General features: G+C 61.0%; 19 protein-coding genes. 6 read left to right on the top strand and 13 right to left on the bottom strand.

What is annotated here, in order from left to right; genetic code table 11:
• Positions 1-15 precede the first annotated feature (15 nt).
• The 8 genes from J2W46_RS29965 to leuC form a co-directional block, all read right to left on the bottom strand.
• A complete protein-coding gene (locus J2W46_RS29965) occupies positions 16-741 on the bottom strand; it encodes a phosphoribosylanthranilate isomerase (RefSeq protein WP_310358777.1) in 726 nt (241 codons plus the stop codon).
• On the bottom strand, positions 731-1,549 hold the full coding sequence (gene truA / locus J2W46_RS29960) for a tRNA pseudouridine(38-40) synthase TruA (RefSeq protein ID WP_310358774.1): 819 nt from the start codon (positions 1,547-1,549) through the stop codon (positions 731-733). Before truA ends, J2W46_RS29965 begins: the two co-directional genes overlap by 11 nt.
• On the bottom strand, positions 1,546-3,873 hold the full coding sequence (locus J2W46_RS29955; RefSeq protein ID WP_310358771.1) for a FimV/HubP family polar landmark protein: 2,328 nt from the start codon (positions 3,871-3,873) through the stop codon (positions 1,546-1,548). Before J2W46_RS29955 ends, truA begins: the two co-directional genes overlap by 4 nt.
• Before the next feature lie 140 nt (positions 3,874-4,013).
• Positions 4,014-5,135 (bottom strand): aspartate-semialdehyde dehydrogenase, encoded by a 1,122-nt coding sequence (gene asd, locus J2W46_RS29950; RefSeq protein ID WP_027805102.1) that lies wholly within the window; start codon positions 5,133-5,135, stop codon positions 4,014-4,016.
• A 405-nt stretch (positions 5,136-5,540) separates the two neighbouring features.
• Positions 5,541-6,608, bottom strand: coding sequence for a 3-isopropylmalate dehydrogenase (gene leuB / locus J2W46_RS29945; protein ID WP_025601983.1), 1,068 nt, complete (start codon positions 6,606-6,608; stop codon positions 5,541-5,543).
• A gap of 86 nt (positions 6,609-6,694) precedes the next feature.
• Positions 6,695-7,348 (bottom strand): 3-isopropylmalate dehydratase small subunit, encoded by a 654-nt coding sequence (leuD, locus tag J2W46_RS29940; RefSeq protein ID WP_020071058.1) that lies wholly within the window; start codon positions 7,346-7,348, stop codon positions 6,695-6,697.
• 86 nt (positions 7,349-7,434) lie between these two features.
• Positions 7,435-7,593 (bottom strand): entericidin A/B family lipoprotein, encoded by a 159-nt coding sequence (locus tag J2W46_RS29935; protein ID WP_020071059.1) that lies wholly within the window; start codon positions 7,591-7,593, stop codon positions 7,435-7,437.
• A 5-nt stretch (positions 7,594-7,598) separates the two neighbouring features.
• On the bottom strand, positions 7,599-9,008 hold the full coding sequence (leuC, locus tag J2W46_RS29930; RefSeq protein WP_027779578.1) for a 3-isopropylmalate dehydratase large subunit: 1,410 nt from the start codon (positions 9,006-9,008) through the stop codon (positions 7,599-7,601).
• Positions 9,009-9,470: 462 nt separating this feature from the next.
• Between leuC and J2W46_RS29925 the strand changes: the two genes are divergently transcribed.
• The 3 genes from J2W46_RS29925 (at position 9,471) to J2W46_RS29915 (ending at position 12,905) form a co-directional block, all read left to right on the top strand.
• Positions 9,471-11,096 (top strand): putative bifunctional diguanylate cyclase/phosphodiesterase, encoded by a 1,626-nt coding sequence (locus tag J2W46_RS29925; RefSeq protein ID WP_310358888.1) that lies wholly within the window; start codon positions 9,471-9,473, stop codon positions 11,094-11,096.
• Positions 11,097-11,384: 288 nt separating this feature from the next.
• On the top strand, positions 11,385-12,350 hold the full coding sequence (locus tag J2W46_RS29920; RefSeq protein ID WP_310358768.1) for a LysR family transcriptional regulator: 966 nt from the start codon (positions 11,385-11,387) through the stop codon (positions 12,348-12,350).
• A 243-nt stretch (positions 12,351-12,593) separates the two neighbouring features.
• Positions 12,594-12,905 (top strand): DUF4148 domain-containing protein, encoded by a 312-nt coding sequence (locus tag J2W46_RS29915; RefSeq protein ID WP_087752696.1) that lies wholly within the window; start codon positions 12,594-12,596, stop codon positions 12,903-12,905.
• A 106-nt stretch (positions 12,906-13,011) separates the two neighbouring features.
• On the opposite strand, the gene J2W46_RS29910 is transcribed toward J2W46_RS29915, so the two are convergent.
• A complete protein-coding gene (locus J2W46_RS29910; RefSeq protein WP_020071064.1) occupies positions 13,012-13,578 on the bottom strand; it encodes a phosphate-starvation-inducible PsiE family protein in 567 nt (188 codons plus the stop codon).
• A 291-nt stretch (positions 13,579-13,869) separates the two neighbouring features.
• On the opposite strand from J2W46_RS29910, the gene J2W46_RS29905 reads away from it, so the two are divergent.
• Positions 13,870-15,105 carry an NAD(P)/FAD-dependent oxidoreductase gene (locus tag J2W46_RS29905; RefSeq protein ID WP_310358765.1) on the top strand — a complete coding sequence of 412 codons (1,236 nt, stop codon included), beginning with the start codon at positions 13,870-13,872 and terminating at the stop codon, positions 15,103-15,105.
• Between the two features lie 59 nt (positions 15,106-15,164).
• Positions 15,165-15,437: a UBP-type zinc finger domain-containing protein gene (locus J2W46_RS29900; protein ID WP_020071066.1), complete on the top strand. Its 273-nt coding sequence runs from the start codon at positions 15,165-15,167 to the stop codon at positions 15,435-15,437.
• Positions 15,438-15,490: 53 nt separating this feature from the next.
• On the opposite strand, the gene J2W46_RS29895 is transcribed toward J2W46_RS29900, so the two are convergent.
• From J2W46_RS29895 to J2W46_RS29885, 3 genes are all read right to left on the bottom strand, one after another.
• Entirely contained in the window at positions 15,491-18,325 is a 2,835-nt protein-coding gene (locus tag J2W46_RS29895) for an ATP-dependent Clp protease ATP-binding subunit (RefSeq protein WP_310358762.1), read from the bottom strand.
• Positions 18,326-18,588: 263 nt separating this feature from the next.
• Positions 18,589-19,134: an Hsp20/alpha crystallin family protein gene (locus tag J2W46_RS29890; protein WP_310358760.1), complete on the bottom strand. Its 546-nt coding sequence runs from the start codon at positions 19,132-19,134 to the stop codon at positions 18,589-18,591.
• A 143-nt stretch (positions 19,135-19,277) separates the two neighbouring features.
• Entirely contained in the window at positions 19,278-19,853 is a 576-nt protein-coding gene (locus J2W46_RS29885; RefSeq protein ID WP_087752700.1) for an HdeD family acid-resistance protein, read from the bottom strand.
• 323 nt (positions 19,854-20,176) lie between these two features.
• On the opposite strand from J2W46_RS29885, the gene J2W46_RS29880 reads away from it, so the two are divergent.
• Positions 20,177-21,127, top strand: a complete 951-nt coding sequence (locus J2W46_RS29880) for an AraC family transcriptional regulator (RefSeq protein ID WP_310358756.1) — start codon at positions 20,177-20,179, stop codon at positions 21,125-21,127.
• 115 nt (positions 21,128-21,242) lie between these two features.
• Here the strand turns inward: J2W46_RS29880 and J2W46_RS29875 are convergent, their stop codons facing one another.
• Entirely contained in the window at positions 21,243-21,896 is a 654-nt protein-coding gene (locus J2W46_RS29875; RefSeq protein ID WP_310358753.1) for a BON domain-containing protein, read from the bottom strand.
• Between the last annotated feature and the right edge of the window lie 298 nt (positions 21,897-22,194).

The raw sequence follows: 22,194 nt of genomic DNA, 5'->3' as shown, positions 1-22,194 counted from the left end.
TGCCGCGCCGCGAAATCATCCGGCATCCGCCGCGCGCACCGCGCGCACGAATGCCGCCATCCGGGCGTGATCTTTCACGCCCCTGGCGCCCGGTACTTCGATGCCGCTCGAGACATCGACCGCGTACGGGCGCACGCGATGGATCGCGTCACTGACGTTTTGCGCGTTCAACCCACCACTCAAAACGGCCCGACGCGCGAGCTCTGCTGGAATAAGTGACCAATCGAAAACCTTCCCGCCGCCGCCATAGCCTTCGACATGGGTGTCGAACAGGAAGCCGCTGGCAGCTGAATAGTTGAGAGCCGATTTTACCAAATCGGCCGGTTGAGTATCCGCCGCAACTCGCAGCGCGCGCAACCAAGGCAAACCCGCAACGCTGGCGAGCGATTCGCATTGGTCCGCCGTCTCGTCGCCGTGGAACTGCAACAGCGAAAGCCCGACGTTGCTGACCACCTCGCGCATCCAGTCGGGCGTGGGGTTCACGAACAAGCCGACCACCGACACGAACGGCGGCACCTGATGCACAAGCTCGACGGCCTGCGCAACGCTCACTGAACGCGGGCTCGGCGGGTAGAACACGAGGCCGATGGCGTCGGCGCCGAGATCTATCGCGCAGCTGACGTCGGCGGGTTTCGACAGCCCGCACAGCTTGATGCGCGTTCGCCGCGGAATGCCTTGCTCAGGCGCGGCAGCGCCAGCTTCGTTCGCGAGGCTGTCAGTCCCGTAATTTTCAAAGTTCATGATGTGCCTGCTCGTTCCATACGGTACTCCACGGCACGCTGCCGGTCTGCGGCGCGGGCACCGCGAAGTGCTCAGGATAGCCCACTTGCGCGAGATACAACCCGTCCGGCATGAAGGTCGGCGCCGCCCATTCGCGGTCGCGGCTCGCGAGCACTTCGGCCATCCACGCGACGGGGCGCCGACCCTTGCCGACATAGACCAGGCACCCCATCAGGTTGCGCACCATGTGATGCAGGAACGCGTTCGCCCGGAAACGGAAATGGATGAAGTCGCCCTGTTGCTGAATGTCGATCTGGTACAGATGCTTGACCGGCGTCTTGGCCTGACATTGCGACGAGCGAAACGCCGAAAAGTCGCGTTCACCAATCAAAAGGGCGGCGGCCGCCCGCATCGCGTCTATATCGAGCGACGTGTGCACCCAGCCGGCGCGCGCTGCGAGCATCGGCGAGCGCACGGGATGGACGTACAACAGATAGTGATACGTGCGCTCGAACGCCGAAAACCGCGCGTGGAACGCTTCCGGCATCGGCTTCGCCCACTGCACGGAGATTGTTTTCGGCAAAAACGAGTTCGTCCCGCGAATCCACGAAATGTCCGCTCGGTCGAGCTCCGTATCGAAATGCACGACCTGGCCGAGCCCATGCACGCCCGTGTCCGTGCGGCCGGCGACGACGGTATGCACCGGCGTCTGCGCGAATTCGCGCAGCGCCTTTTCGAGCTCGTCCTGAACCGTGTTGCCGTGCGGCTGCGACTGCCATCCGCAGAACGCCGAACCGTCGTACTGGACGCCTAAAGCAATCCGCTTCACGACAACGGAGCGAGCGTCGAGAGCAACGCGCGGGCGTCGTTGCGCGTGGCCGGATCGTTTGACTCGATCACTTCGTTAATCAGCGTGCGTGCGCCGGCAAGGTCGCCCAGTTCGATGTACTCGGCCGCCAGGTCCAGCTTGTTGCGCGCGATGCGGGCCAGGTCGGCAGGCGTGAACGCCGGTAACGGCTGGGCCGGGCTTGGCGGCAGCTCCAGATCGAAATCGAGCTTCAGCGCGCCGAAGCCCGCTGTACCGAGGTTGCCGGCACCGAGACCTGCCACGGCAGCACGGCCGGCGGTCCCGGCTGCGATTTCATCGGCCGCATGCGGCGCTTCGTCCGCATCGGGCGGCAGCACGGCCTGGCGCGCCGTTGCTTCCTGCGACGCGACGGGCTGTGTACTCAGCGACTCGGGCGCATGAACGGTTTCTGCCGCCGACTCCACGCGCGGCGGCAAGGGCATATCGAGACTGCCGAATGCATCGAGGGCGTCACGCGGGAAGTCCGCCGGCGCCTGGACGCGCGGCTGGTCGGCCGCTGCGGGCTGCGCGGGAGTGTCGACGTGGTCGTCGTGGACTTGCGCGGTTGTCGCCAGCGGTTGAGGACTCAAAGGCTCCATCGGCTCGGCCGGCAACGGCTCGTCGTCCCATTCGAGACGATGCGAAAGCGGTTCCGGCTCCCACGCTTCGTTAACCGGCTCGAGCGGCTCGAGCGGCGCGCGCGGCAGCGCGTCGGCGCCTAGCTCGGCGGCGGTGTCGAGGCTGGCAACGGTCGTCGCGGCGTCCAGTTCGTGGTGGATCTGGGCCGGCGGGAGTTCGGATTGTTCCAGCGCAGCGGCTTCCGCGGGCGCGGCGTGGTCGTCGCTCAGCTCGGCGTTCGGCGCCGCGAAGTCCGCCGATGGCTCGTGCTCTCCGGCTGGCTGAGCCGTCTCGCGTACGCCCGCGACCTCGTCGGCAGCGAATTGCGCAGTGTCCCGCTCTGCTGCTCCCTGCTCTGCCGCCTGGCGCGCTTCAGCCTCGCGCGAAGCGGCTGCGCGAATTTCCGCCTCGCGCTCTGCGGCAACACGCTCCGACATTTCGCGAGCGGCGGCTTCGCCCTCGGCAGCTTCGCGCTCGGCGGCGGCCATTGCGGCCGCATGCTGCGCGGCGGCGGCGTCCGCGTCGGTCAAGTTAGGCTCGAATACCTCGTCTGCAGGCGCAATCCGATTCGACTGCTCAGCCACGCCGGACGGCGCTATGCCGTCCGCTGACGCCGCGTGTTCCTCCTGCGCCAGACGCTCACGCTTGCGCCGGCCAAGACGCAAGCCGGTCAACAGCACGACCAGCGCAGCGCCGACCGCCGCCGCGATAGCGAGGTTCGTCTGCGAAATGCCCGTATCGTTCGACGTGGTGGTCGCAGTGCCCGGACGACCGGGCACGACCGCAGCAGACGAAGCGCCCCCCGCCGATTGCGTGCCGCTTGCAACAGGCGCGACCGGCGCTGCCGGGGCCTTGCCGATGCCGTGCTTCTGCAACTCCATCAGCACGCGATTCTTGAGCGCGAGCAACTGCTGCAAGCTCGACACTTGCGCGCGCGGCTGCGAGGCGCCGGTGGCGGCGGCTGCCTCGCTTGCCGAAGGCTGGACCGAACCAGCCCACACATGCGTGCCGCTCGCAGCCGATGCAGCTTGCGATCCGGCAGCAGTAGCAGCAGCAGCCGACGATGCCGCGTCGCTCGACACCACGGAGCTTGCGTCGCTGGCCGAGCCCTGAACCGCGGGCGCGGGCGACGTCGCAGCTTGCGTAGCGGGGCTCTGCCCGCCTGCCGTACTCGCCGCTGCTGCATTGCCCGGCGCGGCGCTGCTTGCGCCGGATCCGACTGCCGCATTCGACGGCGAGCCGTTGTCGGCCGTCGGCACCGATGCCGGACGCGCTGCAGACGCGGCAACCGCGCCGGACGCGTCCAGCGCCGGCACGTTCAGCACTGAGCCCAATCGCATGCGGCTCGGATCGTGGCCCATGAAGGCGCTCGGATTCGCGTCGAAGAGCGCGCGGGCCGCGCGAGCGAGCGTGGCGCGGTCGTGTGACTGCGTGACGGCGATCGCCACGTCGTTCAGCGACTGACCGGGCCGCACCGTGTATTGGCCGCCAGTCGCAGAGGAGACAGGCGCGGTTCCGGAAGCGGATACCGAAGCGCCGTCCGGCGCGCTCGCTGCGTCGACGGGCGCCGCGATGGCGCTGCTCGAAGCGGCGCCAGCCAGCATCACCGCCAAAGCGGCTGCGACCGCAAGGCGGCCGGTATCTGGGCGCGCAAACATGGCCCGAAGGGAAGAGAGTCGAAGATTCATCGGGACTCCTGGCGCGTCAGCGCGCGGCCCTTTTTTGCGGTTATAAAAAGACAAGATATTCGGAGCACACAAATGAAAAAAGCGCCGCGCAAGCGCGACGCTTCTTGAGTTTTCTACGCGTCGTGACCGCGTAGTTTACTTTACTTGTCGAGCACAATGCGAAGCATACGGCGCAGCGGCTCGGCCGCGCCCCACAACAGCTGGTCGCCGACCGTGAATGCCGACAGATATTCGCCGCCCATGGCCAGCTTGCGCACCCGGCCGACCGGCACCGTGAGCGTTCCCGTTACCACTGCCGGCGAGAGGTCGCGCATTGACGCTTCGCGCTCGTTCGGGACAACCTTGACCCAGTCATTGCCCGAAGCGAGGATGCTGTTCACTTCGTCGAGCGGCACGTCCTTGTTCAGCTTGATGGTCAACGCCTGCGAGTGGCAACGCATCGCGCCGATCCGCACGCACAGGCCGTCTACCGGAATCGAACCCGGCGTGCCCATGGCCGGCTTGCCGAGGATCTTGTTGGTTTCGGCGCCGCCCTTCCACTCTTCCTTCGACATGCCGTTGCCGAGGTCTTTGTCGATCCACGGAATCAGCGAGCCGGCGAGCGGCACGCCGAAGTTGTCGGTCGGCATGCGGTCGCTATTCATGGCGGACAACACGCGGCGGTCGATATCGAGAATCGCCGACGACGGATCAGCCAGATCTTCTTTGGCTGCACCGTATAGCGTGCCCATTTGTTGCAGCAGTTCGCGCATGTTTTGCGCGCCCGCGCCCGATGCAGCCTGATACGTCATGGCCGTCATCCAGTCGACGAGGTTTTCGCGGAACAGGCCACCGAGCGCCATCAGCATCAGGCTGACCGTGCAATTACCGCCGATGAAATTCTTCTGCCCCTTCACAAGGGCATTCTTGATCACGTCGAGGTTGACCGGATCGAGAATGATGACCGCGTCGTCCTTCATGCGCAGCGACGACGCCGCGTCGATCCAGTAGCCGTTCCAGCCGGCCGCGCGCAGCTTCGGGAACACCTCGTTCGTGTAGTCGCCGCCCTGGCAGGAGATGATTGCTTCGCACTTCTTCAGGTCTTCGATGCTTGTTGCATCTTTGAGCTTGGTCTCGTTTTTGGCGAACGACGGCGCGTTGCCGCCCGCGTTGCTGGTGCTGAAAAACACCGGTTCGATCAAGTCGAAATCGCCTTCCTGTTGCATGCGTTGCATCAGGACGCTGCCGACCATGCCGCGCCAACCTACGAGACCTACGTTCATGACTTCATACCCTTCGAGTGGAAACTTCCCCGCATCTTTGCCCGCAGTGACCGCGCGGGGAAGATGAGCGGGCACGACGGACGATCAGCGCTTCGTGATCGTTTTCGGGGTAATCGTTTTAATGGATGTTGCGGTGGTAATGGCGAGCTTAACCACACGGGCCGTTTTGCCGTGCAGTTTCGAAATCGAGGAGATTTGAGCCGTTTGTGCCATCGCTACAATATACACGAAAACCGGAATCCGGCGACGTCAATGTCCGTCGCTGCCGTCCGTATTACGCACGAATCGGCCTTTTTGAAGGCCGATTCGCGTTTTTGAGGTTGATTAATGACCTGACTGATGAACTGACCGATCTTCCGTCAAGCCAGCCGCGCAGCCGTAAGTTTGTCGACGCGCGAGCGGTAGTTACAGCGCCGCGACCACGGCGTCGCCCATTGCGACAGTGCCGACCTGCTTGCAACCGGGCGTGAGAATGTCGCCGGTTCGGTAGCCTTGTTCAAGCACCTTCTTCACCGCATTTTCGATGCGATCCGCCTGCTCGGCCTTGTTCAGCGAATAACGCAGCATCATGGCCGCCGACAGAATGGTGGCCAGCGGATTCGCGACGCCCTTGCCCGCGATGTCCGGCGCGGAACCGTGCGACGGCTCGTACAAGCCCTTGTTGTTCTTGTCGAGCGAGGCCGACGGCAGCATGCCGATCGAGCCCGTCAGCATTGCCGCTTCGTCCGAAAGAATGTCGCCGAACATGTTGCCGGTCACGATCACGTCGAACGACTTCGGCGCCTTGACGAGTTGCATCGCGGCATTGTCGACGTACATGTGCGATAACTCGACGTCCGCGTATTCCTTCGACACGTCGATCATGACGTCTTTCCAGAATTGCGACGTTTCGAGCACATTGGCTTTGTCCACCGAGGTCAGCTTCTTGCCGCGCTTTTGCGCGGCCTGAAACGCGACGTGGGCGATGCGGCGCACTTCGGGCTCCGAGTAGCGCATCGTGTCGAAGCCTTCCTTCGAGCCGGCGAACAGGCCGTCCGGCGCTTCGCGCACGCCGCGCGGCGCGCCGAAGTAGATGTCGCCGTTCAGCTCGCGCACGATCAGAATATCCAGACCCGAAACGATTTCTTCTTTCAGCGACGACGCACCGGTCAATTGCGGATAGCAGATTGCCGGCCGGAAGTTCGCGAACAATTGCAGATGCTTGCGCAGACCGAGAATCGCCTGCTCCGGGCGCAGCGCGCGTTCGAGCTTGTCGTACTTCCAGTCGCCGACGGCGCCGAACAGAATGGCGTCGGCTTCCTTAGCGAGCGCGAGCGTGGAATCGGGCAGCGGATGACCTTTCGCCTCGTAGCCCGCGCCGCCAACCGGCGCTTCTTCCAGTTCAAACTTTTCGCCAAGCACGTTCAGAACCTTCACGGCCTCTTTGACGATTTCGGGACCGATGCCGTCGCCCGGCAGCACTGCGATCTTCATGCGAATTCCTTAATGATTGTCTTCCAGGCTTCGAGCCTGAGCTAACAGACGCGCCTCAAACACTCAAGCGCTCAAGCACGCAAGTCTTAACCGACGATGCGATGCGCGAGCCACGGCTGCTTCGCAATACGCTCGGCTTCGTACTGACGAATCTTGTCGGCGTGACGCAGCGTGAGGCCAATATCGTCGAAACCGTTCAGCAGGCAGTACTTGCGGAACGCCGCGACTTCGAACGGATACTCAGTGCCGCCGTCCGAAGTGCGCACGACTTGCGCTTCGAGGTCGATGGTCAACTGAAAACCATTGAACGCATACGTTTCGTTGAACAGGTGATCGACCTGCTGTTCGCTCAGCACGATCGGCAGCAAGCCGTTCTTGAAGCAGTTGTTATAGAAAATGTCGGCGAAACTCGGCGCGATGATCGCGCGAAAGCCGTATTGCTGAAGCGCCCAAGGCGCGTGCTCACGCGAGCTGCCGCAGCCGAAATTCTTGCGCGCGAGCAGCACCGAAGCGCCCTGATAACGCGGCTGGTTCAGGACGAAGTCCGGATTCAGCGGACGCTTCGAATTGTCCTGACCCGGCTCGCCGTGGTCGAGATAACGCCATTCGTCGAACGCGTTCGGACCGAAACCCGTGCGCTTGATCGACTTCAGGAATTGCTTCGGAATAATCGCGTCCGTGTCGACGTTCTCGCGATCGAGCGGGGCCACGACGCCTGTGTGTACGGTGAATTTATCCATGACGCTTGCGCCTGTTTCAGGACCGGGCGATGCGCGTGGCGGCATGAAAGCCGCTCGCCGCGTCGCCGGCAAAAATCAAAAACCGGTTATTTTTCAGCGTGATTGCTGATCGAATTGCCGAGGTGCGACATGTCCTGCCCAAATCCGTGCACCGTGTTGCAGCCGGTCAGACCGAGCAGTAGCCCAGCCAGAGTACCGAGCGCGAAGCGGCGCAAAAGAGCGGTGCGATTCATGTTCTTCATCATGCGATTTATCCCAGCTTGCGAATATCGACAAAATGCCCTTCGATGGCCGCGGCTGCGGCCATGGCGGGGCTCACGAGATGGGTACGGCCACCGGCGCCCTGACGACCTTCGAAATTACGATTCGACGTGGACGCGCAACGCTCGCCCGGATCCAGCCGGTCGGCGTTCATCGCGAGACACATCGAGCAACCCGGCTCGCGCCATTCGAAACCGGCGTCTGTAAAGACCTTGTCGAGGCCTTCACGTTCCGCCTGCGCCTTGACCAGACCCGAACCCGGCACAACCATGGCGAGACGGATGTTCGGCGCGACGCGGCGACCCAGCTTCTTCACGACGTAAGCCGCGGCGCGAATGTCTTCAATGCGCGCGTTGGTACACGACCCGATGAAGATTTTATCCGGCTTGATCGACTCGATCGGCGCATTCGGTTCGAGCGCCATGTATTTGAGCGCGCGTTCCATTGCATCGCGCTTGACCGGGTCTTTCTCGCGCTCGGGATCCGGCACGCGGCCGTCCACGGCGGTGACCATTTCCGGCGACGTGCCCCAGGTGACCTGCGGCACGATGTCCGCCGCGTTGAGCTCGACAACGCGGTCGAACTGCGCGCCTTCGTCCGACTTGAACTGCTTCCAGTACTCGACCGCGTGATCCCACTCCGCGCCTTGTGGCGAGAACGGGCGGCCCTTCAGATATTCGATGGTCGTGTCGTCGACCGCGACCATGCCGGCACGCGCGCCCGCTTCGATCGCCATGTTGCAGACTGTCATGCGGCCTTCCATGGACAGCGAGCGAATCGTCGAGCCGCCGAATTCGATTGCGTAGCCAGTGCCGCCCGCCGTGCCGATCTTGCCGATGATCGCGAGCACGATGTCTTTCGCCGTGCAGCCGCGCGGCAACGGCCCTTCTACTTTCACCAGCATGTTCTTGCTCTTCTTCTGCAAGAGCGTTTGCGTGGCGAGCACATGCTCGACTTCTGACGTGCCGATGCCGTGCGCCAGCGCACCGAACGCGCCGTGCGTGGACGTGTGCGAGTCGCCGCAGACGATCGTCATGCCCGGCAGCGTAGCGCCCTGTTCCGGCCCGATGATGTGCACGATGCCCTGACGCAGGTCGTTCATCTTGAACTGCGTGATGCCGTAGGCGTCGCAGTTCGAATCGAGCGTATCGACTTGCAGTTTCGACACCGGATCGGCGATGCCGTGGCTGCGGTCCGTGGTGGGCACGTTATGGTCCGAGACGGCCAGATTCGCGCTGATGCGCCACACCGGACGCTGAGCCAGCTTCAGACCTTCGAACGCCTGGGGGCTGGTCACTTCGTGCAGCAGGTGACGGTCGATATAGAGAATCGTCGTGCCGTCTTCTTCCGTGTGGATCACGTGTGTGTTCCACAATTTGTCGTAGAGAGTCTGTGCCATGGTATGCGGGGTAGTAATGACTGCGGGCTGACTGTGTCGGTCGATTATGCCACGCAAAGTCTCGCCCCGGGGCGCCTCGCGATGGGAAAAAGCGATAAAAAACAGTGAGTTGGGTGGTAGTGTCGATACCTGTATCGACGTTACCCTGATGAGCGGGGAGATCGTGGCGGTGATTGCAGAAGAAATCTGTTCCCGAACAGTGGTCCCGCTTGATCGACGGATTGATTGCGAACGCAATGCACGATGAATGAGTGACTCGCTCAGCGGCGAGGCGCGACAGCTTTCAGTGTTCGAAACGCCGGCAAGTACGATTAGAATGCGACGAGCCCCGGTTTGCGCACGAGCGACGCCTTTGATCCGACGCGAATAGAAGGACAAAAAATGGAACGACAGTCCGACTCTCGTCCTCCCCGCCCGACAGATGCCGGCTCCCGACAGTCTGCACCGACCCACCTCGCCGACATGCTCGACAGCTTGAGCGACGGACTCATGTCGATCGACAGGTCGTGGCGCTTCACCTATCTCAACCATACAGCTGAACGATTCTTGCAGCAGGAACGGCAAAATCTGCTCGGCCGCGACATATGGCAGTGTTACCCGGACCTGGTAGGCTCCGGCTACTATCGCGTCTATCAGGAGACGGCGGCAACGGGTCTTCCCGGCCGGCACACTGACTATTACGCACCGCTCGGCACGTGGTTCGAGGTTCGTTCATTTGCGCACGACGACGGCATTACCGTGCTCTTTCGCGACGTCACACGTGAACGCGAGCACGCGGCGCAACTGGAATTCGAAGCGAGCCACGACTATCTGACCGGGTTGGCGAACCGGCGCGAGTGCATGGAAGTTCTGTCACGCGCGGTCGCTGACGCTGCTTCGCCTCGCTCTACGCACGATGCTTCAGATGCGGTCCTGTTTATCGACCTGGACCATTTCAAGGAAGTCAACGACGCCTTTGGTCATGCTGTCGGCGATGAACTGCTGCGCGGCTTCGCGAAGAGGCTGATGGCCATTCCCGATCCAGCATTTTTCGCCGCACGCGTAGGGGGCGACGAGTTCGTTCTGTTGTTACGCAACACCACGGAAAGCGCGGCAGAAGCGTTCGCGCATGCGGTGCTTCGCGAACTTGCAGCGCCATTCGAAGTATCTGGAAGATCCATCTCGCTGTCGGCTAGCATTGGCATCGCGCTGCTAAGAGAAGCGCCAGGTTCGGCCGAGACGTTGCTCAATCATTCCGACGCGGCCATGTACGCAGCGAAGTCATCTGGCCGTTTCCAGGTGCGCTCGTACGATGGAGCCCTCGACCGGGGCGTGCGTGAGCGCCTTGCTTTGCGCATGGATCTTCGTGAAGCGTTTGAGGCGAACCAGTTCGAGCTTCATTTCCAGCCTCAGATATCACTCACGAACAATTCCGCAATCGGTGTCGAGGCACTTCTTCGCTGGCGTCATCCTGACCGAGGGTTGCTGACTCCGCACGCATTCCTCGCAGTCTTACTCGAGTCCCCTTATGAAGGGGCGCTCGTCGAATGGCTGCTCAATGCAGTTTGCCGGCATATTGCTGAATGGCGACGGCAGGGCATATACGTACCACGGGTCAGCCTCAATCTGTCGGCTCGGCAACTTCTGAGCGTGGGTCTTACAGACAAGATTCTCCATATCGCGACGAAATACGACGTTTCCCCCGCAATGCTCGACATTGAGGTCACGGAGGATTCGCTGGTAAGCGATATCGAAAAGGCAACGTCCATTCTGTCCGCGCTGAAGCAAGCGGGCATATCCACATCGCTGGACGACTTTGGCTCTGGGTACTCCAGCCTCGGCTATCTGGTCCGACTGCCTATCGACACGCTGAAGATCGACAAGTCGTTTGTTCGAGCACTGGCCGAGTCACAGAAGGCGTCGACGGTCATTCGAGGCATTGTCGGTCTCGCACGTTCGCTGGGCATGAAAACTATCGCGGAAGGCGTCGAGTGCCAACACCAGGCCGAAGAGTTGAAGGACGCCGGGTGCGATGCCATTCAAGGTTATCTGGTGAGCCGCCCGCTTGACTCGAAGGCCGTGGCGGAGTTCATGTTGCGAGTGTCGTAGCGCGATTGAAAGTAATGTTGGCGACTTCAGCTTGGAAACTGCGTGATGCCGATAACGCGGCTGATAATGCGGCCCGCCTGTTGTTTGTTCCAGGTTGTACCGTGCACACGAATGCTCTCCGATCGACCCGGCGGGAAAGCATGTCGACAGCGAACGCAGTACACTCTCCATGACGGACTTGCAATGCTTGCAACAGCACAAGGCCTGAGCGCTGAGGCGCAGTCAACGCGCCGCTGCGCTTGAGCAAATAATCCCGACTCCCACTTCCGCTGCACGCGTCAGTGATCGATGGACACATTACAAAACATGCGTGTTTTCGTGCGCGTAGTGGAGGCCGGCAGTTTTACCGCCGCCGCTCAGTCTTTTAATTCGACGACCGGCGCCATGTCACGCGCAGTCTCCGAACTGGAGGCTCATCTGCGCACGCGCTTGCTCAATCGCTCCACACGCCGTCTCGCGCTCACTACCGCAGGCGAGCGTTATCTCAAGCGATGTCAACAGATTCTTGCGGATATCGACACAGCGGAAGAAGAAGCGAGTTGTGCCCACGAACGCCCGAGCGGCGCGCTCCGTATGCATAGCTTTGCGAGTATCGGACAACACTATGTGCTGCCCGCCATCGCACACTATCGCGCGCTTTATCCCGACGTGACCGTTGAGCTGACTCTGTCGCAGCGCATGCCGGATCTTTTCGAAGGCAGCGCGGATGTCGCAGTGATTGGCGCTTCTGCGCTACCCGATTCCGACCTCGTTTCGTTCCCGCTTGGAACGACGTTCAGCATACTGTGCGCATCGCCCTCGTATGTAAAAACGCACGGTGCGCCGCAGCGGCCGGCGGATCTTGCTGACCATGAGTGCCTGATTCTGCAGACGCCCGCATTCGCGCCGCACGAGTGGATACTCGACGGGCCAAACGGCAGTGAAGCGATGCAGATCGACGGCCCGGTGCAGGTGAATATCGCGGAGTCGCTAGTCGTTGCGATCCGGGAGGGAATGGGCATTGGTATGGTGCCGCTTTACGCGGCAATCGCCGGATTGAGGGATGGCACGTTAGTACGCGTATTGCCGGACTACACGCTGCAGAAAATGCATGTTTATGCGCTGTACCCGTCGCGGAAGTTTATCGACGCAAAGACGAGGACATGGGTGGAGTTCTTGCGCGCGCATTTGCCGAAGGTGATCGCCCGCGACGAGGCGTTGCTGGCTGAGATTGGCCGGACCGATAGCGGCACCGATGCGAAGCCGCGCGGATAGCGCGGCCAAACATGGCTCTGTGACAATCTTGCAGTATCGAAGTAACTCACAAGCGGCGTGTGGAAGCGTCTGCCTTTGCACACGCGCAATGAGTTCCCGCGAACGAGAGGTTTACCCAAATCCAAGAACAATCTTCTGCACGGAGCACCCTTAATTTTAAGCGCCTGCTTATATAGACTGTGATCACTGGTTTACGAACAGGGCTGTTCGTAGCAGGACAAACAAGTCTGGAGGTAGGTAATCATGAAGTCTCTTATTCACGCCGTTGTCGTTGCCGCTGCCCTTGCCGCTCCGGTAGTGTCGTTCGCGCAATCGAATGGGTCAGTCACCCGTGCACAGGTACGCGCCGAACTGACCCAGTTGCAAAACGCGGGCTATCACGTTGGTGACGGCGACAACGCACACTATCCCGAAGCCATTCAGGCTGCTGAAGCCAAGGTTGCTGCGCAGAACGGCGCGACAAGCGGTTACGGCGGTGAGGTGAAAGGTTCGTCGGAATCAGGTCACCCGTCAGTGACAAATGCGGACTGGAACGCGATGTACAACCACCCGTAATGCATTAGTTTTGGATGTGCGCGGCAGGATGAAGTATCTGGTCATCCGCGCCGTCGGGTTCCGTCGTAGATCGATATGCGGTCGGTCTCGTGTTGCCGGAACTCGGTCAATTGTCGCCCTGCTCGCCTTCGCCGGCCCCTGCCCTTTGCCGTCGCTGCGCGAGCGCAACGCGATCGCGTTCTGCTTGCGCGGCGGCCGTTGCGTCGATCGGGTCATCACGCTGCCGCATCAGCCAGTAGACGCTCCCCAGCGCCACCAACGCAAACGCAAGCGCCGCGATCTGGGCCGGCGCACCGGCGGGATCGAGAATAATAAATTTGCGGGCGATCGCCAGCAGCGCAACCAGAAGTACTGTTTTGACCTGCACGATGTGATCGCGCCGCGCCATCACGCGCGTAATCGAATGTTTGAATTCCATAGCGATCAACAGCGTCATGATCATGCCGAAAACGGTCTGATACACCTCGTGATCCAGCGGGTTCAGCGCGTTCGAAACCAGCAACAAGATCACCGCGCGAATCAACTGCCAGAGCGACACGAGGATGATGATAGAAATCACCACGCTCAGGACATGCGTGACAATCTGCTCGAATCTTTCATAAAAGGTGAGCAGATCCCACTGTACGCGTAACGTATCGAGATCCTTACGCAGCCAGCTTTTCTTTCTTTCCATGATTTGGCTCCGCAGCGGCCGGATTGTCCAAGCATACCCGGATTAACGACTAGACTTGAAGCATCGTAGACGCATGCGCGGCAACAAGAGCGTATGCGTCATTCAATCGGAAGACGCGGAAGTCGAGCGCGATCTGATGTAAAGGAACGATCGGCGGAAAGCGAACAAAATCCGGGAGTATCGCGAAAGACGCCCACTCACCGTGTGCTTACGATGCACCAATATGGCGGCCCGCGGTTATCCCAACGGGACCGCCTGCTCGTGAACGTCCTCAAAGGCGGATGGCATTTCATGGTCAGAATCTATGGACCCATGCGCAGCGCAAACGGCTACGCAATACGCGACTTCCTGCGTCGGAGCGACATTCCGTTCGAATGGATCGAACTGCGCAGCGATAAAGAAGCGGAGGAACTGGCGCACGTTCAGCATCTTTCCGATTCGCGGTTGCCGGTTTGCGTCTTCCACGACGGCACGCGGCTCGAATGTCCGACCATCCGGCAAATCACGGAAAAGCTCGGCTGGTTCGCAAGTCCATCTCGTGAGGCCTACGATCTCGCGATTTACGGCGCGGGACCAGCGGGATTGAGCGCGGCAGTGTACGGTGCATCGGAGGGGCTGCAAACGGTACTAGTGGAGCGTTGGGCACTGGGCGGCCAGGCAGGCAGCAGCTCGAAAATCGAAAACTACCTGGGCTTCCCACAGGGCTTGAGCGGCGCGGAACTCGCAGAGCGGGCGCGCGTTCAGGCCGTTAAGTTCGGCGCCGAAATCCTGCTGGCGCGCGCCGGCGTGCACGCGGAGTTTCCGCCAGGCCGTGGCATCGTATCTCTGGAAGACGGCACACGTATCACGGCGCGCACGTCTATCTGCGCGACCGGGGTGGCATATCGCACGCTGGCCCTGGCGGGTGAAGAGCGCTTTCTCGGCGCGGGGCTCTACTATGGCGCCGGTGCGAGTGAAGCCGAGCTGATCGATGGCGAAGACGTATATGTGGTGGGCGGCGGCAATTCGGCAGGACAGGCCGCCATGCATTTTTCGCAGTCGGCCAACCGCGTCTACATGGTCGTGCGTGCCACATCGCTCAAGAACACGTTGTCGCATTACCTGGTGGATCGCATCACGTCCGCGCCGAACATCGAAGTACGCACGTGCACCGAAGTTACCGCGCTCGCAGGCGGTGACGTGCTGGAGGAGGTCACGCTGACCGATATCCGCACCGGCCGGCAAAGCACGGTAAAGACGAACTGGCTATTCGTGTGCATTGGCGGGGTGCCACAGACCGAGTGGGCGCAGGAGGTCGGCATTGTCCGCGATGAAGGCGGCTACCTCGTGACCGGTCCCGACCTGCAGGAATACCGGGCGCACTTCAACTGGCCGTTAGAACGCGCGCCGCTGCATCTGGAAACATCTATGCCCGGCGTATTCGCAGCAGGCGACGTGCGTCACGCGTCGATCAAGCGCGTGGCGTCAGCAGTGGGCGAAGGCGCAATGGCTGTGGCGCTGGTGCATCGCTATCTAACTAGTGCTTGAGCGGACGCGCAACCTTGATCCACGCGCCTCTGCGCGTACCTTGTCCGAGGAGTACGAACATGACCCCTGGTTGCACGCACCAAGGCGCGGCCCGCATTTTCCACACGCCCATCGACTATTGCGAGGACTGTGTGAAGCTCGGCCAGCCGTGGGTACATTTGAGGCTTTGTCTTTCGTGCGGACACGTCGGCTGTTGCGATTCGTCGCCCAACCGGCATGCAAGCAAACATTTTCTCGCGACCGGCCATCCGCTGGTCCGTTCAATCGAACCCGGCGAAACGTGGATCTGGTGTTATCGCGACGAGATCGTCGTAGGTGAACTTGAGTCGTAACGGCAAAACCGGCCGCATGTGCGGCCGGTTTTGCGTTCTTCGGCATGCCCGCTTCACGCATGCGCCGGTGCCTGTTTCGGCGCCTCGCTCGGCGCTTCTGCAGGCGTTGCTCCTTTTTGCACACGCACCGAATGCGTACCCGAGTCGTAGGTCATTGTGACCTTGTCGCCGTCGCGCACGTCGCCTCGCAGCAGCGCATCGGCGAGTTGCGATTCCACTTCGAGCCGAATCTTACGTTTGAGCATCCGCGCGCCGAACTCGGGGTCATAGCCGATCTGCGCAAGGTGATCGCGCAAGCCATCGTCGAACGACAGATCGATGCCTTGGGCCAGCGCCGTACGCCGTACGCGCGCAAGTTGCAGATCGACGATGCTGCGAATCTGCTCCTTGCCGAGCGCATGAAACACAACCACCTCGTCGACGCGATTGAGAAACTCCGGCTTGAAATGATGCCGCAGGATTTCCATCAACCGGTCGCGCAGTGCAGGATAGTCGAGCTGCTTCGAGTCGGCCTTCATGTTGTCCTGGATCACCTGTGAGCCGACGTTGCTGGTCGCGATGATGATCGTGTTGGTGAAATCGACCAGACGTCCCTTGCCGTCGGTGAGGCGCCCTTCGTCGAACAGTTGCAGCAGGAGGTTGTGCACCTCCGAGTGCGCCTTTTCGATTTCGTCGAGCAGCACTACGCAATATGGCCTGCGCCGCACGCGTTCGGTGAGTTGGCCGCCTTCCTCGTAGCCGACATATCCGGGCGGCGCACCAACTAGCCGTGCCACCGTGTGACGCTCCGAATACTCGCTCATGTCGATGCGCACCAGCGCGTTCTCGTCGCCGAACACCGAGGCGGCAAGCGCCTTCGCGAGTTCGGTTTTGCCGACGCCCGTTGGGCCCAGGAAGAGGAAGCTGGCAGTCGGCTTGCCGGCTTCTGTCAGACCGGCGCGCGAAAGCCGCACTGCTTTGGCGACCGCGGAGACGGCTTCATCCTGGCCGACCACGCGCTCCTTCAGGCGGTCTTCCAGTCGCAACAGCTTTTCACGGTCCTGAGCAGTGAGTTCAGCCAACGGTACACCCGTGAGCGACGATACGATCTGCGCAATATCCTCCGCCGTGACTTCCTGCGAACTGGTGCCGCGCTCTTTCTTCCACGTTTCAGTGGCTTCATGCAGGCGTTTCTGTTCGGCGACGAGCCTCTCTTCCAGTTCCTTGGCTTTATCGAATTTCTTTGCAGCGCTGGCCGCGTCCTGTTCCTGTTTCATACGGCGGATGGTCGCCTCGACATCGTGCAATGGCTGCGGACGCGAATTCGACGAAATGCGCACGCGTGCAGCGGCCTGATCGAGCAAATCGATTGCCTTATCTGGCAGAAAGCGTGCGGCGATATAGCGGTCCGACAGCTTTGCAGCAGCATCGATCGCCTCTTCGGTGATCTTCACCTTGTGATGCGCTTCGAGCCGGTCGCGCAGTCCACGCAGAATCTCGATCGTTTCCTCGACGCTCGGCTCAGGCACCATGACTGGCTGAAAGCGCCGCTCCAATGCCGAATCCTTCTCAATGTACTTCTGGTATTCATTCAACGTGGTCGCGCCCACGAGGTGCAACTCACCGCGAGCGAGCGCGGGCTTGAAGACATTGCCGATATCCAGACCGCCTTCGCCGCCGCCCTGACCAGCGCCGACAATGGTATGCAGTTCGTCGATGAACACAACCAGACGATCCTGGTTCTCGATGATCTCGTCCAGCACCTGCTTGACGCGTTCCTCGAACTCGCCACGATACTTCGCGCCTGCCACGACGCTATTGATATTCAGCTCGACCACCCGCTTGCCACGCAGCACTTCCGGCACCTGGTCCTGAGCAATGCGTTGCGCAAGACCTTCGACAATAGCGGTCTTGCCCACACCGGGCTCGCCGATCAGCACCGGATTGTTCTTGCGCCGCCGCGCGAGCACTTCAATGGTGGTTTCAATTTCCTTGTCACGGCCGATCACCGGATCCAGCTTGCCTTGACGCGCAAGCGCACTGAGATCGCGCGCGTACTTGTCGAGCGTGGGCGTGGTCGAGCGGCCCTCCATCTTGCCGTCTTCGGCACCCTGGCCGACCACCTTGACTGCTTTTTGCCGCAGCGATGGCGACGACAGCCCGAGCTTGCGCAGCAATTCACCTGCAAAGCCGTCTTCTTCCTCGACGAGCCCTATCAGAATATGTTCAGGCCCGACGTAGCTGTGACCCAGTTCTTGCGACGCCTTCAACGCGTTTTCCAGTGCACTTTTGGCGCGCGGCGACACGCCGATCTGCTCGTTGTCGCTCGGCTCCTTGCGGGTGCCGCGCGGCGCCGTCTGGTCGATGGTCTTCTTGATCTCTTCGGGATCGAGCTTGAATTCCCGCAGGACTTCCTGCACGACATTGTTATCGGCGAGCGCCAGCAACAGGTGTTCCGTATCGACTTCGTTCTTGCCGTATTCGACGGCTGCTTGCGCCGCAGCTTGCAGGCGGTCCAAACCGCTCTGGCTCAGGTACGTCTGCAGGTCCACCGCTTCACGCGCCCGGCGATGACGGCGTGTCCGGCCGCCCGACTGTCCGCCCGCTGAATCGCCGATTTGTCCGCTACCGGTGCCTGTATCCTGCTCCGCGCCGCCGGATTGTCCCGGCGCGCGTCTAATGCGTGACCGGCTGCCGCGGTCGTCTTCCATCTGCGGCCACATGTCGTCGAACAGACTTTCGAAAAGTCCGCCGTGAAAGAGGGATTCGAGCGGCGACAGGCGGCGCTGATTGCGCGCCATGAACTCCATGTAGTGCTGATCGCACAGCATCAGCTGACGGCGTTGGCCGTTTTCGGTGATCGTGATCTGCGAGGTTGCTGGCTTTCCACAAACACTGCACTCGGCCATGATGATCTCCTGTCCGTCCGAGAGCGCATCGCTTTGCGGGCGGGTAATGGGTGGGTGGAAAATCTCTGTTCCGCTGCTTATTCCGATGCCGCCCCTGTTTGCGCGCCGGACTTCATCGAGACCGCGGAAGCTGACCGGTTGTTCACGACAGGCATGACAGCGGAGTGCGGATCTTCACTTGATCTCAATGCGCCGCTTCGGTGCCGGTTCTCCGGCCGCTTTGGGAACGCGCAGCGTCAGCACGCGGTTTTCGAATCTGGCCTCTACCGATCGAGATCGACGCCCGCGGGAAGTGGGACCGCGCGCTGAAAGTGTCCAAACGACCGCTCGACGCGATAGCATCCTTGTTCTTCGCTCGTCGATTCCAGGCGCTTTTCGCCACTGATGATCAGCATGTCTTCAACCACTTCGAGCTCGACGTCGTCACGGGTCATGCTTGGCAATTCGGCGACGATACGCAGTGCGTCACCTTCGTCGGTAACATCGATCCGCGGTTGAAACTCGCTGGCGCTGAAGTCGCCGAACCAGCTTCCGAGCGGTCCACGGCCGCCGAACGGATCGCGTATCAATTCGGCCAACAGATGAATTGGATCGGGCAGCGGCCAGGCGGCAGCTGAAAGTGCTACCGGCGCAGCAGCGGCTGCCGCCGGTGCACCGTTACCCGTTTGCGTGCCGCCAGTCTGTTGCGCATTTGACCTCGCGCTTTGCTGACTGGTGTTCGGCGCGCCGGCGCCCCCCGATGCGCTCTGTTGTGCGGGGTGCGAGCGCAAAAACCGGAACGGGTTCCATTTGTCGAGATCGAGAAGCATGTGATTCTCCCTTCGTGAGGTACGCCAGTGCCAGACCTGAGGCTGGACCACTGGAGGAGACGGACGGTCCACTCGATCTCCGGATGCGAGGTTTGCCGCGGGCGAGACCTTTTGACCCACGACGAGTCCCTCAAGCGGTGCGCTTACGGATGTAAAGGCGCGTGTGGCTCGCCGGTCAGGCCGTCATGGTGCCAGGCACGCGCAGTGATGCCGAGTACGAAAAGCAGCGCGCCCGTGAACAACGCATACACGCCGATCAGCCAGACAAGCGCCAGTGCGCCGGCGCCCGGAAAGGCCAGCACGAAGATGCCGAACAGCACGGCGAGCACTCCGGTGAGCACCAGCATCCACGCATTGCGCAGACGCCTATGCAGCCGGGTTGCCGCGATCAGATCGAGTACGCCGGTGATAATCGCGTTTGCGCCGATAACGGCGATCAGCACGAGCGTGGTAAGTCCCGGCACTAACGCGGCTATCACACCAGCTGCGACGCTGCAGATACCCAGCAGCAAGAGCACCCACCATGTGCCGTGCGTCGAGCGGTAGCGGATGGCCGCAACGATCGTGACAATGCCGCCGGCAATTGCGTAGGCACTGAAGAGAGTGATGAGCAGTAGCAGAGTAAGACCCGGCCAGAACAGCGCCAGCATGCCGAACAGCAGCGCTACCGTGCCGCGCAGAATAAGCATCCACCAGGCGCGCCCGAGTAGTTCATCCATGTGGGACTCCGAGCCGTAACGTCAGTTAATGAACTTCAGTCTAGGCTCCGCGCATCTGCGATTCTTTCGCGTTTCTGCCATGTGTTTCGCAATTCTGCGTTGAGTCAGGACGCATGGCGAACAGCATCCAGACTGGTATCCCGGATGCACCGAAATGACCCGATCCATCGCCGCGTCTTATAGCGGTTCGCCGTGAGGAGTTCTAACATGAACTTTGCAACGCACGGTTCGTGCATTGCGTCATTCATGACATTCTTGTGGCACAGGACCGGTCGGTATCGTTTTGAATCGTCGTGTCAAACGTCGTGCCGGGTTGCCCAGCAATGAAACTGCGCTCCGTCAACGAAGCCGGTTGCTTCTGCCCATATTACGAACCCGCCTTAAGCAGCCTTCAATTCGGCCTAAGCTTAGGTATGCGCCGCGGCAAGAAGGAGACTTTGCTCATCATGAAGCAAGCAATAGGATCGACTCCTGATCACGGGTTACGCTGCCAACCGATGAACGTCGTTTTCACCAATGGCGAGCTGAATCTGGTGCAAGGATTCCGGCTCGTCATACCCACGGGTAACACTGTTGTGCAGGCTGTGGGCTCCGACGACCTCGGAACGAGTCACTCGATTCTCATAAGTGCTCCATTTGTCGCAGTTATTACTGGGGCGGCGCAGTTGGCCACGAACGCTGACAACGATCCCAGCGGATGGCTTATCGCACTTAGACCGAGCGTACTGGGCCAAGTCTCGCAAGAAGCGTTTGACGCCCTCCCGAAATGGTCCGAGTCTTGGGATCCCTTTTTGCGCGAGGCTGCGGATACATTGAGTGCTTTAGCGAATGCGGATCTTTTCGACGCTGCGTGCGCCGACGCTTTTGCCGATGTCATTTCGGTGCACATCGCTGTCCGTTACGGGCACTGTGCTGGTGCGATCGAGCCGGACATGCCTATTACGCGTCAAATGCTGGCTCGCATTCAAGCCTTCGTTCACGACAACATCGCCGAAACCATTCTGGTCGAGCAACTCGCAGTTCTAGTGAACATGAGTGTTTCAAAGTTTGCACGCGTTTTTAAAACGGCGACGGGAAGCCCGCCCCATCTGTACGTGACACTCGAACGAGTGAAATTTGCGAGAGCGATGTTGTGCGAGGAGACCATTCCGCTAGTCGACGTTGGCGCACGCGCGGGATTTCAGACGCAGCAGCATTTCACCGACGTGTTCCATAGATATACCGGTGTGACGCCGCGCGCATTCCGGCTTTCCCACCGGAGCTCCGGTAATTAATTCGTTTAGCGAAGTTGCGAACAGGTAACAACCGCTGTACTTCTGCGATCGCGATTGATGCCCCCGTAGCAGCGGAACTATGCGGGTTCGCCTTGATTTATGACCCGCGAACCTGTCAGTAATCGACGGTGATCCGGTTGTCGACCCGCATCACACCAGGGGCAAGCCATGCTACCCGGTCAGCCTCCTCGCGCTCGGCCCACGAGCGGACCGTGCCGCGCAGGACGACATTATTGCCATCGGCCTCCACAGTGATGTTCTGTGCGTCGACTTCCGCGTTGCGCTTGAACGCGTCCTCGATCTTGCGCTTGAGGTCGTCGGGCTCGACCTTCGGCTTGATCTCAATCTCGTTCGTCAGGCCGGTTACGCCGCTCGCCCGTAGCGCCGTATCTGCCGCGCGGCGGCGCTGATAGTCCCATTCGACTTCGCCCTTCAGCGTCACATCTCCGTCCCTGACAACCACCTTGATGGTGTCCGCCGCATCAGGCAATTCGACCTGCAGTTGGGCAATGATCTCGCGCACGATCTCCGGATCGGGCGGCCTGTTGATCAAAGGCAACCGCACCTCCACATCGTTTGCAACACCCCTCACGCCGCGCACGCGCGTCGCGTCCTCTTCGGCCTTGCGCCTCTGCCGGAAGCTGCGCGCGAAACCGGACAATGTGACCGCACCGTCCTTGACCGCAACCCCGATATCCGATGCATCAATGTCCGGGTCCCACTTCAGTTCGTTCTCTACGTCTCGCTTGAGGTCTTCGTCGGCGCTCATCACGCTCCTCGTCGGTTTGTTGATGGACTAACGCGCGCACGCGGACCACGCCCTACTCCACACGCATCGGTCCGCAGTAGGGCAACGGTATGACGCGCCGGGCCCATTTTCTTCCGTACGCCTGCGCAGTTTTGCGCAATGCCACCTTACGTTCACATTCGAAAGCCGCGCAGCACAGCGCAGAGATCCGACACGTCTTCGCAGGAATGAGGAAGAAGTGCAACCGTCAAGAACCTAGTCTTGAGGTCATCGTCATCGCGTCAATGACCCGTCCACATTCCAGGGTGCGCGCCGGGCG

The sequence above is a fragment of the Paraburkholderia strydomiana genome, from assembly GCF_031456815.1.
Classification (GTDB): Bacteria; Pseudomonadota; Gammaproteobacteria; order Burkholderiales; family Burkholderiaceae; genus Paraburkholderia; species Paraburkholderia caledonica.
Note: the sequence above shows the minus strand (reverse complement) of the source record. Positions and strands in the feature narration are given on the sequence as shown.

Bases quoted from the DNA above. Each gene is read 5' to 3' on its own strand.
- J2W46_RS29965 (WP_310358777.1), bottom strand. From the start codon at position 741: ATGAACTTTGAAAATTACGGGACTGACAGCCTCGCGAACGAAGCTGGC.
- J2W46_RS29955 (WP_310358771.1), bottom strand. From the start codon at position 3,873: ATGAATCTTCGACTCTCTTCCCTTCGGGCCATGTTTGCGCGCCCAGAT.
- asd (WP_027805102.1), bottom strand. From the start codon at position 5,135: ATGAACGTAGGTCTCGTAGGTTGGCGCGGCATGGTCGGCAGCGTCCTG.
- leuB (WP_025601983.1), bottom strand. From the start codon at position 6,608: ATGAAGATCGCAGTGCTGCCGGGCGACGGCATCGGTCCCGAAATCGTC.
- leuD (WP_020071058.1), bottom strand. From the start codon at position 7,348: ATGGATAAATTCACCGTACACACAGGCGTCGTGGCCCCGCTCGATCGC.
- J2W46_RS29935 (WP_020071059.1), bottom strand. From the start codon at position 7,593: ATGATGAAGAACATGAATCGCACCGCTCTTTTGCGCCGCTTCGCGCTC.
- leuC (WP_027779578.1), bottom strand. From the start codon at position 9,008: ATGGCACAGACTCTCTACGACAAATTGTGGAACACACACGTGATCCAC.
- J2W46_RS29925 (WP_310358888.1), top strand. From the start codon at position 9,471: ATGCTCGACAGCTTGAGCGACGGACTCATGTCGATCGACAGGTCGTGG.
- J2W46_RS29920 (WP_310358768.1), top strand. From the start codon at position 11,385: ATGGACACATTACAAAACATGCGTGTTTTCGTGCGCGTAGTGGAGGCC.
- J2W46_RS29915 (WP_087752696.1), top strand. From the start codon at position 12,594: ATGAAGTCTCTTATTCACGCCGTTGTCGTTGCCGCTGCCCTTGCCGCT.
- J2W46_RS29910 (WP_020071064.1), bottom strand. From the start codon at position 13,578: ATGGAAAGAAAGAAAAGCTGGCTGCGTAAGGATCTCGATACGTTACGC.
- J2W46_RS29905 (WP_310358765.1), top strand. From the start codon at position 13,870: ATGGTCAGAATCTATGGACCCATGCGCAGCGCAAACGGCTACGCAATA.
- J2W46_RS29900 (WP_020071066.1), top strand. From the start codon at position 15,165: ATGACCCCTGGTTGCACGCACCAAGGCGCGGCCCGCATTTTCCACACG.
- J2W46_RS29895 (WP_310358762.1), bottom strand. From the start codon at position 18,325: ATGGCCGAGTGCAGTGTTTGTGGAAAGCCAGCAACCTCGCAGATCACG.
- J2W46_RS29890 (WP_310358760.1), bottom strand. From the start codon at position 19,134: ATGCTTCTCGATCTCGACAAATGGAACCCGTTCCGGTTTTTGCGCTCG.
- J2W46_RS29885 (WP_087752700.1), bottom strand. From the start codon at position 19,853: ATGGATGAACTACTCGGGCGCGCCTGGTGGATGCTTATTCTGCGCGGC.
- J2W46_RS29880 (WP_310358756.1), top strand. From the start codon at position 20,177: ATGAAACTGCGCTCCGTCAACGAAGCCGGTTGCTTCTGCCCATATTAC.
- J2W46_RS29875 (WP_310358753.1), bottom strand. From the start codon at position 21,896: ATGAGCGCCGACGAAGACCTCAAGCGAGACGTAGAGAACGAACTGAAG.